The sequence below is a fragment of the Caldimonas sp. genome, assembly GCF_046289365.1.
Taxonomy (GTDB): Bacteria; Pseudomonadota; Gammaproteobacteria; order Burkholderiales; family Burkholderiaceae_C; genus Caldimonas.
On the sequence record NZ_JBKBVU010000129.1, the window covers coordinates 1 to 8,826 of the forward strand.

At 65.3% G+C, this 8,826-nt stretch carries 11 protein-coding genes; all 11 read left to right on the plus strand.

The window, feature by feature from the left end; all coding sequences use genetic code 11:
- Positions 1-687: ATP-binding protein (locus tag ACK42S_RS12485; protein ID WP_409707850.1), on the plus strand; the 687-nt coding region annotated here is incomplete at its 5' end.
- A 6-nt stretch (positions 688-693) separates the two neighbouring features.
- Complete coding sequence (locus ACK42S_RS12490; RefSeq protein ID WP_409707853.1) at positions 694-1,341, plus strand: hypothetical protein; 648 nt, start codon at positions 694-696, stop codon at positions 1,339-1,341.
- Positions 1,342-1,356: 15 nt separating this feature from the next.
- Positions 1,357-3,066 (plus strand): DEAD/DEAH box helicase family protein, encoded by a 1,710-nt coding sequence (locus tag ACK42S_RS12495; RefSeq protein WP_409707856.1) that lies wholly within the window; start codon positions 1,357-1,359, stop codon positions 3,064-3,066.
- Entirely contained in the window at positions 3,063-3,503 is a 441-nt protein-coding gene (locus tag ACK42S_RS12500; RefSeq protein ID WP_409707859.1) for a DUF6511 domain-containing protein, read from the plus strand. Before ACK42S_RS12495 ends, ACK42S_RS12500 begins: the two co-directional genes overlap by 4 nt.
- A complete protein-coding gene (locus ACK42S_RS12505) occupies positions 3,503-4,237 on the plus strand; it encodes a hypothetical protein (RefSeq protein WP_409707862.1) in 735 nt (244 codons plus the stop codon). The genes ACK42S_RS12500 and ACK42S_RS12505 overlap by 1 nt, the downstream gene beginning before the upstream one ends.
- Positions 4,237-4,725: a hypothetical protein gene (locus tag ACK42S_RS12510; protein WP_409707865.1), complete on the plus strand. Its 489-nt coding sequence runs from the start codon at positions 4,237-4,239 to the stop codon at positions 4,723-4,725. Before ACK42S_RS12505 ends, ACK42S_RS12510 begins: the two co-directional genes overlap by 1 nt.
- Positions 4,718-6,892 (plus strand): AAA family ATPase, encoded by a 2,175-nt coding sequence (locus ACK42S_RS12515; protein WP_409707868.1) that lies wholly within the window; start codon positions 4,718-4,720, stop codon positions 6,890-6,892. The genes ACK42S_RS12510 and ACK42S_RS12515 overlap by 8 nt, the downstream gene beginning before the upstream one ends.
- A gap of 307 nt (positions 6,893-7,199) precedes the next feature.
- Positions 7,200-7,475, plus strand: a complete 276-nt coding sequence (locus tag ACK42S_RS12520) for a hypothetical protein (RefSeq protein ID WP_409707871.1) — start codon at positions 7,200-7,202, stop codon at positions 7,473-7,475.
- Positions 7,472-7,939, plus strand: a complete 468-nt coding sequence (locus ACK42S_RS12525) for a crossover junction endodeoxyribonuclease RuvC (protein ID WP_409707874.1) — start codon at positions 7,472-7,474, stop codon at positions 7,937-7,939. The genes ACK42S_RS12520 and ACK42S_RS12525 overlap by 4 nt, the downstream gene beginning before the upstream one ends.
- Positions 7,936-8,304, plus strand: a complete 369-nt coding sequence (locus ACK42S_RS12530) for a hypothetical protein (protein ID WP_409707877.1) — start codon at positions 7,936-7,938, stop codon at positions 8,302-8,304. The genes ACK42S_RS12525 and ACK42S_RS12530 overlap by 4 nt, the downstream gene beginning before the upstream one ends.
- Positions 8,301-8,826, plus strand: a 526-nt coding sequence (locus ACK42S_RS12535; protein ID WP_409707880.1) for a hypothetical protein, incomplete at its 3' end; no start/stop codon positions are given. The genes ACK42S_RS12530 and ACK42S_RS12535, both read left to right, overlap by 4 nt.

Sequence of the window (8,826 nt, forward strand, 5' to 3'; positions counted from 1 at the left end):
TGGGGCGGTGACACCCTGCGCCCGCGCACCTGGCCGGAGTTCAAGGACCTGGTGGTGTTCCTGGCAGGACCCAGCCCAAGCGCCTCACCCGAGCAGGCTTTCTCGCAGGCCCACTTCGACCACGTCTGCCAGAAGTACGGCGACCCGGCCCAGCTGGCCAAGTACGACACCTACTTCGTCGACAGCCTGACCGTGCTCTCGCGGATGTGTTTGGCCTGGTGCAAGACCCAGCCGGCCGCATTCTCCGAGAAGACCGGCAAGCCCGACACCCGGGGCGCCTACGGCCTCTTGGGCACCGAAATGATCGGCGCGCTCACGCACCTGCAGCACGTGAGGGACAAGCATGTCATCTACGTCTGCATCCTGGAAGAGAAGCTGGACGACTTCAACCGCCGCATCTACCAGCTGCAGCTGGAAGGCGCCAAGACCTCGGCCGAGCTGCCGGGCGTGCTCGATGAAGTGATCACGCTGGCCATCCTGAAGGCCGACGACGGCACGCCCTACCGCGCCTTCGTCACCGGCGCAGACAACACCTGGGGCTTCCCGAGCAAAGACCGCAGTGGCCGCCTCGACCCCATCGAAGAACCCCACCTGGGCAAGTTGATCGCCAAGTGCCTCGGCCGCAATGGCCCTGCTGCACCGGCTGCCTTCGCCCAATCCACCCCCTTCACGGAATCCAAGGAGTAATCCGCCATGAGTTTCTTTGACTTCAACACCGCCGACCAACAGCAATCGTTCGACCTGATTCCCAAGGGCACGCTGGCCCGGGTGCGCATGAGCATCAAGCCGGGCGGCTTTGACGATCCGAGCCAGGGCTGGACCGGCGGATGGGCCACCCAGTCCCATGACACCGGCGCCGTCTATCTCGCCTGCGAGGGCGTGGTGATGGAAGGCCCATTCGCCAGGCGCAAGGTGTGGTGGAACATTGGCCTGTACTCTGCCAAGGGCCCGACCTGGGGGAACATGGGCCGCACCTTCGTGCGTGCTGCTTTGAACAGCGCCCGCAACATCCACCCCGGCGACAACAGCCCGCAAGCCCAGGCTGCACGGCGCATCAGCGGCTTCGGCGATCTGGAAGGTCTGGAGTTCGTCGCCCGCTTCGACATCGAGAAGGATGGCCGGGGCGAGGACAGGAACACCATCAAGTCGGTGATCGAGCCCGATCACAAGGACTACGCCGCCATCATGGGTGTGGCACCCAGGGGCGGTGTGGGCAATGCGGGCGGTGGCCAGTCCGGTGCACCGGCAGCCGTTGCTGCACCGGGCTACACCCCGGCAGCGCCCGCTGCGCGCCCGGCATCCTCCAGCGTCCCCGGCGGCAAACCCGCCTGGGCACAGTAAGGGGAGGCCATCACCATGATGCTGCGTCCCCGACAAACCCAACTGGTCGAGCGCACACTGGCGGCGCTCGGTCAGCACGGCAACACACTGGCTGTCGCCCCGACCGGGTCGGGCAAGACCATCATGCTCTCGGCCGTCACCGGCCGGGTGCTGACCGAGCCCGACACCAAGGCCTGCATCCTTGCGCACCGCACCGAGCTCACGGGCCAGAACCGCGCCAAGTTCTCGCGGGTGAACCCGACGCTCACCACCTCGGTGGTCGATGCCAACGAGAAATCGTGGCAGGGCCACGCCACCTTCGCCATGGTGCAGACCCTGTCGCGCCAGGCCAATCTCGATCAGATCCCGACCCTGGATCTCTTGGTGATCGATGAGGCGCACCACGCCACCTCCCCGAGCTACCGGGCGGTGATCGAGCGTGCCCAGCAGAAGAACCCGAAACTGCTGCTCGCAGGCCTGACCGCCACCCCCAACCGGGGTGATGGCACGGGCTTGCGTGAGGTCTTCAGCAACGTCGCCGACCAGATCACCCTGGGCGAGATGATCGCCGCCGGGCACCTGGTGCCACCGCGCACCTTCGTGCTGGACGTCGGTGCCCAGGAAGCGCTGGGCAAGGTGCGCCGCACCGCCGACGACTTCGACATGAACGAGGTGGCGAGCATCCTCAACAAGGCGGTGATCAACGAGGCCGTGGTTGCGCAGTGGAAGGAGAAAGCCGCCGGTCGCAAGACCATTGTGTTCTGTTCGACCGTGGCGCACGCCGATGCGGTGACCCAGGCCTTCAACGCTGCTGGCATCAGCGCACAGCTGATCCATGGCGAGCTGCCCGATGCCGAACGCAAGGCACGCCTGGCGGCCTATGAAACCGGCGATGTGCAGGTGTTAGTCAATGTCGCGGTGCTCACCGAGGGCTACGACTACACCCCCACCAGCTGCGTGGTGCTGCTGCGCCCCAGTTCCTACAAGTCCACGCTGATCCAGATGGTGGGCCGGGGGCTGCGCACGGTCGATCCGGAGGAGTTCCCCGGCGTGGTCAAGACCGACTGCGTGGTGCTGGATTTCGGCACCGCCACCTTGATGCACGGCAGCCTGGAGCAGACCGCCAAGCTCGAAGGTAAGCCAGCACTAGAACCCCGCTTCAAGGATTGCCCTGACTGCGGTGCCGAGGTGCCGGCCTCGGCCGATACCTGTGCGCTGTGCGGCTACGAGTGGCCCGAGGATGTTCCCCGCACGCCGCTGGCGAAGACGCGCACGCCGCTGGAAGACTTCGTGATGAGCGAGATCGATCTCCTGAAGCGCTCGAACTTCCGCTGGTGCGATCTCTTCGGCATGGACGATACCTTGATGGCCACGGGCTTCAACGCCTGGGGCGGCGTCTTCTACCTGGAGGGGCAGTGGTACGCCGTCGGCGGGGCCAAGGGCTATCGGCCCCACCTGCTCGCCGTCGGAGATCGCACGGTGTGCCTGGCCAAGGCCGACGACTGGCTCAACGAGCACGAGTCCGAGGATTCCGCGCACAAGAGCCGGCACTGGCTCAAGCAGCCCGCCACCGACAAACAGCTGCAGTACCTGCCGCCCGAGATGCGCACGGACTTTGGTCTGTCGCGCTACCAGGCCTCGGTACTGATGTCCTTCCAGTTCAACAAACGCGCCATCCAGCGTCTGGTGATGGAAGCCGGTGCGGCCCGTGCCCAGCACGAGTTGTTTGCCGAGGAGGTGGCGTGAAATGCCTCATCTGCACACGACACGCGCGTGGCCTGGGCCACAGCGACAACCGCTTCAAGCTCGGCGAGCCGCGCCGCTACCCGATGAACTGGACGTTCTGCAGTCGCCGGTGCCAGGACGCATTCCATGCGCGTTACACCGCCTGGCTCAAGACCGATCCGAAGCTGGAGGACGTGCTCATGGTTGATCCGACTGAATTCGAGCAAGCGGCGATGCGCGCCTGCCTGCGCTTCTTCGGCGAGGCGGCCAGCGAGATCGGCTTTGACAAACCGCTGGGGCAGTACAGCGAGACGGAAGCCTTGGCGGTGATCGAGGCCATCGTGACGGCCTGGACCGAAGCGATGGTGGCGCACCACGAAGCGAGCAAATACCCGCCCGTGCGCGGCCTTGCGCCCTATGAGACGACGGCAGCGACGCCTGCCGCAGGGAGGGTGTGATGCTGGACTTCAATTCCACCACCACCTTCTCCGAGCGCTTCGAGGCGCTGGTCGATGCCGGGCTGCAGGCGCGCGAGCAACAGCAGGCACGTCGGCAGTACCTCGGGGCCTCGCGCCTCGGGGTGAGTTGCGAGCGCCAGCTGCAGTACGAGTACGCCCAGGCGCCGGTCGATCCGGACAAGGGCTTCTCGGGTCGCATCCTGCGCATCTTCGAGCGGGGTCATCGCATCGAGGATGCCATGGTCGGCTGGCTGCGGGCAGCGGGCTTCATCCTGAAGACCGAGGGCAAGGACGGCCAGCAGTTCGGCTTCTCGGTGGCCGATGGCAAGTTGCAAGGTCACTGCGACGGCGTGTTCGTCGGCGGTCCCGAGGGCTTTGCCTACCCGGCGCTGTGGGAGTGCAAGGCGCTGGGCAGCAAGTCCTGGAACGACCTTGCCAAGAAGGGTCTGGCCGCATCGAAACCGGTCTATGCCGCGCAGGTCGCCATCTACCAGACCTATCTGGGTCTGCATGACAACCCGGCGATCTTCACGGCGGTGAATGCCGACTCAATGGAGATCTACGCCGAGCTGGTGCCTTTCGATGCGGCGCTGGCCCAGAAGATGTCCGACCGCGCGGTGCGGGTGATCCAGGCGACGGAAGCGGGCGAGCTGCTGCCACGCGGCTTCGCCGAGGCCAGCCACTTCGAGTGCAAGTTCTGCAGCTACGCGCAGCGTTGCTGGGGAGGTGTGTGATGAGCACAGCTTCCAAGCGCACCAGCGCCCGCAAGACCTACCGCACCGAGTGGGTGGATCGCTGGTCTCCCCCCAAACCCCTGGTCGGGCTGCAGGCCATCGAGAAGGTGTTGAACCGTCACACCTTCCTCGTGTGCCCGGAGTCCAGACTGGTGGTGGCGGTGCTCGCCCGCGCCATCCACGACAGCCTGAGTTTGACCAACCGGCGGATGCGGCGCGAGGCCCGGCGCTTTCTGCTCGGCGATGACTTTGGCCTGTGGTGCGACCTTGTCGGCTTGCATCCGGACTTCGTGCGCTTCGTCGCCAGGAAGGCCGGCTACCTCGCCGACGAGAAGGCGTATTGGCAGAAGGTGCCGATCAAGGTGCCCGTCCTGGCCCCATCCCCTGATCCCGGCATTGCCGCCAGCCACGAGACCGTGCGCTCTAGCGCTGTTGGCCTCTGCGCGGCCACCCCTTTGAACACTTCTGGAGAAACGACCCATGCTTGATTTCAACGATATTCCGCCCGTTGCAGGCGGTCCTGTGGACCTCAACGCCCAGCGCGATGAGCTCAAACGCGAACTGCTGGCGCGGCTGCCAGCGGTGCTGATGGCACTGTTTCCGGCCGGCAAGATCCGGGGCAACAAGTTCCTGATCGGCAACATCCAGGGCGAGGCGGGCGACAGCCTGGAAATTGCGCTCGATGGCGACAAGGCCGGGCTGTGGCACGACCACGCGACCGGTGAAGGCGGCGATGTCTTCGCCGCGATTGCCGGCCACCTGGGTCTGGATACCAAACGCGACTTCGCGGCGGTGCTGGAGGCCGCTGCCCGGCTGGTGGGCCGGTCCCTGGTCACGCCGATGCCCACCCGCTCGGAGGTGCCCATCGATGCACTCGGGCCCCACACCGCCAAGTGGGACTACCTCAGCGCTACGGGCGAGCTGATCGCCTGTGTCTATCGCTACGACCCGGAGCCCGGTAAGAAGGAGTTCCGCCCCTGGGATGTGCGCGCCCGCATGTGCCGCGCCCCTGATCCCCGACCGCTCTACAACTTGCCCGATGTCTCGCGCGCCGACAGCGTGATCCTGGTCGAAGGCGAGAAGTGCGCCGACGCCCTGATCCGCATGGGCATCACCGCCACCACGGCGATGAACGGCGCCAAAGCGCCCATCGACAAGACCGACTGGACCCCACTGGCGGGCAAAGCGGTGCTGATCTGGCCGGATCGCGATGCGCCCGGCTGGGACTATGCCGAAGCCGCCGCGCGGGCCTGTGTCAGTGCCGGCGCGGTGTCGGTGGCGATTCTCGTGCCGCCCACGGATCGGCCTACCGGCTGGGATGTGGCTGATGCCGTCGAGGAAGGGTTCGAGGTGCAGGCCTTCCTCGACACGGGCGAGCGGCGCATCGTCAAGGCCGCCCCGAGCCTGTTGCCGACCTATAGCCTGGGCCATCTGCTCGATGACGATTCCCCCTTGCCACCGGATCTGATCGAGCCGCGCGTGCTCACCCCGGGCGGGATGCTGGTGTTTGGTGGTGCGCCCAAGGTGGGCAAGAGCGATTTCCTCTTGTCGTGGTTGACCCACATGGCCGGTGGCGCGGCGTTCCTGGGCATGCGCCCGAGCCGTCCGCTGCGCGTCTTTTACCTACAGGCCGAGGTGCAGTACCACTACCTGCGCGAACGGGTGAAGGGCATTGCCCTGCCGCCCAGCCGCGTCCTGGATGCGCGCACGCACTTCGTGGCCACGCCGCAGCTGCGCCTGATCCTCAACGACGAGGGGCTCGCGCAGGTGATTCCAGCGATGGAGCGTGCCTTCAACGGCTCGCCACCGGACGTGATCGCCATCGATCCGATCCGCAACGTCTTCGACGGTGGCGAGGGCCAGGCCAGCGAGAACGACAACGCGGCGATGCTCTACTTCCTGTCGCAGCGGGTCGAGCGTCTGCGCGATGCGGTCAATCCCAGCGCCGGGATCATCTTGGTGCACCACACCCGAAAACTCGGCAAGAAGCAGTTCGAGGAAGACCCGTTCCAGGCCTTGGCCGGGGCCGGCAGTCTGCGCGGCTACTACTCGACCGGGATGCTGCTGTTCCGCCCGGATGAGACGCGCACGCCACGCGAGCTGATCTTCGAGCTTCGCAACGGCGTGGCCATCCCGCAAAAGCACATCGACAAGATCGAGGGCGAGTGGCGCGAGATCAACCCCAGCGTGCGCCTGGCGATGCAGGACTACGGCGCCAAGCTCGATGCGGAGCGGCGGCGCAAGCATGACGTCATCTTGCAGATCATTTTTGAGGAAGCCTCCAAGGGGCGCTGCTACCTCGCGAGCCAGTTCGCCGACGCCTTTGAAAACGCCGATGGCCTGGGTGGCAAACGCACCATCCTCGACCGCCTCTCGGTGCTCGCCACCAAGGGCTACATCAAGTATTTCCGCAACGCCCATGACTACGGGCTGCCATCGGTCGGGCGCAGCAAATACGGCTACCTGTGTGTGGAAGACATGGTGCTGACCAGCACGCTCGATGAGATCGATCCGGCCACCGGCGAGCTCAGGAAAGTGCCCCTGCGCGTACTGCCCACCCACTACAAATCCCCGCTCACCGGTGCGCTTGTGGACGTCGAGAACCCTGACGTCTGGGTCTATCGGGACGAAGCCAGCCAGGAGTCCAATCCATGAAAAAAATCACCCGATACCCTGTCCAAACCGGCCTGCAATCTGGGCAGAAGTTTTGCATTCTGCATTCTGGCTGCACAGCCAAGCTTTTGATTCATATGGTTTTTCGTGGAAATTCAGACTGCAGAATGCAGCCTCGAAAAAATCGTCTGCATTCTGAAAAAACCAATGCACATCAACAACTTAGGTGCCAGCCAACACTGCACTGCAGACCCCCTATCTCTTATAGAGATAGAGAGGTAATACCCGCTGACGCGGTATTACCTCTCAGCTACTGCGTAAGGGTTGCGCGCGCCCAGGAGGTGGTGTGATGAAAAAACAGCCCCTGTGTTTCAGCACACCTCCTGGCCTGGGTGCCCGATTCTCGCTCGAGGGCCAGTCCTATGTGCTGATCAAGACGCAGCCCCATATCCGCCGCGACGGCAAACCCTCCGTGATCCTGACCTGGCGCAGCCAGTGCCTGAGCTGCGGTGCGGATTTCGAATTCACGACAGGACTGTCGCTGCTGTACGTCAATCGTCGCTGCCCAGCGCACCACGCGCCCGGTCGGCGTCCCCGAGCCCAACGGGCAGGAGGTGCCCAATGAACACGAGCATTCTGGCCCTGGATCTGGGCACGACCACCGGCTGGGCATTGGTCAGCCGCGATGGACTTCTCAACGGCGGCAGCGAGTCTTTCAAGACCACCCGCTTCGAGGGTGGCGGCCTTCGCTACCTGCGCTTCAAACGCTGGCTGACCGACATCAAGCAGTGTGCCGATGGGCTCGACTGGGTGGTGTTCGAGGAAGTGCGTCGGCACGCCGGAGTCGATGCGGCCCATGCCTACGGTGGCTTCATGGCGCACCTGACGGCCTGGTGCGAGCACCACCAGATCCCGTACCAGGGCGTGCCGGTGGGCACGATCAAGAAGCACGCCACCGGCAAGGGCAACGCCGGCAAGGCCGAGATGATCGCGGCCGCCAAGGCGCGCGGCATCACGCCGGTCGACGACAACCACGCCGATGCGCTGGCGCTGCTGGACTGGGCGATGGCCCAAGGGGGTGTGGCATGAGAACCCACTCGATTTCCATCCCCTGCGCCCTCGGGCGCTTGGCCCCGGCGTCACCCGCCAGCAGCGACGAACTGCGCGCGATGCGTGCAGCCGCTTGGCACAAGCAAGGCATCGTGGTCGTGCCGCTGGAGGACATCTACGACGACTGGGACCGGGCGTTTCTGACCGGCATCGCCACCAAGCTCTACGGTGCCCGTACTGCGGCTTCCCGCAAGAGCACACCTTGGTCAGAGGGCGAGGTGATCGACCGGGGCGATGGCGAGACCTGGACGGTGGTGGCGACCACGGCCAAGTCGATCACCGTGCAACGTGACCGTGATGGTGCGCTGGCCACCCTCGGGCAACTTGGGGAGGCACGGCCATGACCAAGAAAACCCAACGCGCCAAGGCCCGTACCGAGAAGAAGCCGCGCATCGGCGAGGAGCATATCCGCCCGGATGGCAGCGTGATCCGCTACGTGCGTGAGGAGGACGATGACCAGAAGCCCGTCGACCACTACCGCACTGTGGATACGCTGGCGCTGATGCTCAGGAACGGCAGCATCACCGGTGCCATGCACGATGCGGGGCAGCAGTTCTCGCAGGACTTCGCCCGCGCGTTCGGCAGTGGCGTTGCCAGCCCCAAGCTCGACGGTCTGCCAGGTGGCACCGCGCCCGGGCAGATGATGGTCGAGAGGAACGCCGGCGCTGCTCGTGCGGTTCGGGATGCACTGGATGCGGTGGGCGGCAGTGGCAGCCCGGCCGGATCGGCGCTGTGGTTTGTGGCCGGGCTGCAGATGTCGATCCGCGATTGGGCCTTGCGCGATGGCTGGAATGGCAAGCGTGTCGAGAAAAACGAGGCCAAGGGCATCCTGGTCGCTGCACTCGGCGTGCTGGCCCGGTACTACG

Excerpts from the sequence above, each read along its gene's own strand:
- ACK42S_RS12510 (WP_409707865.1), top strand. The coding sequence starts at position 4,237 with ATGAGCACAGCTTCCAAGCGCACCAGCGCCCGCAAGACCTACCGCACC.
- ACK42S_RS12525 (WP_409707874.1), top strand. The coding sequence starts at position 7,472 with ATGAACACGAGCATTCTGGCCCTGGATCTGGGCACGACCACCGGCTGG.
- ACK42S_RS12520 (WP_409707871.1), top strand. The coding sequence starts at position 7,200 with ATGAAAAAACAGCCCCTGTGTTTCAGCACACCTCCTGGCCTGGGTGCC.
- ACK42S_RS12505 (WP_409707862.1), top strand. The coding sequence starts at position 3,503 with ATGCTGGACTTCAATTCCACCACCACCTTCTCCGAGCGCTTCGAGGCG.
- ACK42S_RS12490 (WP_409707853.1), top strand. The coding sequence starts at position 694 with ATGAGTTTCTTTGACTTCAACACCGCCGACCAACAGCAATCGTTCGAC.
- ACK42S_RS12530 (WP_409707877.1), top strand. The coding sequence starts at position 7,936 with ATGAGAACCCACTCGATTTCCATCCCCTGCGCCCTCGGGCGCTTGGCC.
- ACK42S_RS12495 (WP_409707856.1), top strand. The coding sequence starts at position 1,357 with ATGATGCTGCGTCCCCGACAAACCCAACTGGTCGAGCGCACACTGGCG.
- ACK42S_RS12515 (WP_409707868.1), top strand. The coding sequence starts at position 4,718 with ATGCTTGATTTCAACGATATTCCGCCCGTTGCAGGCGGTCCTGTGGAC.